The sequence below is a fragment of the Haloferax sp. ATCC BAA-644 genome, assembly GCF_000336975.1.
Classification (GTDB): Archaea; Halobacteriota; Halobacteria; order Halobacteriales; family Haloferacaceae; genus Haloferax; species Haloferax volcanii.
Genome location: NZ_AOLF01000012.1, coordinates 1 through 237 on the forward strand (window position 1 = coordinate 1; position 237 = coordinate 237).

The 237-nt window shown below is 51.9% G+C and carries 1 rRNA gene; it reads left to right on the forward strand.

Annotated elements, in window-relative coordinates:
- Positions 1-237, forward strand: a 23S ribosomal RNA gene (locus C458_RS18355); the annotation flags it as partial.

Below are 237 nucleotides of genomic sequence, written 5' to 3' on the forward strand. Positions count from 1 at the left end.
ATGTCGTTAGTAACGGCGAGTGAACGCGATACAGTCCAAACCGAAGCCTTCGGGCAATGTGGTGTACGGACTACCCATAACGGACCTGGATCTTATGTGAAGTCTCCTGGAACGGAGCGTGATACAGGGTGAAAACCCCGTAACATAAGAACCAGATCCCGGGGTTGTTCCAGAATAGCGGGGGTTGGATATCCCTCGTGAATCTCGCAGGCATCAACTGCGAAGACTAAACACTCC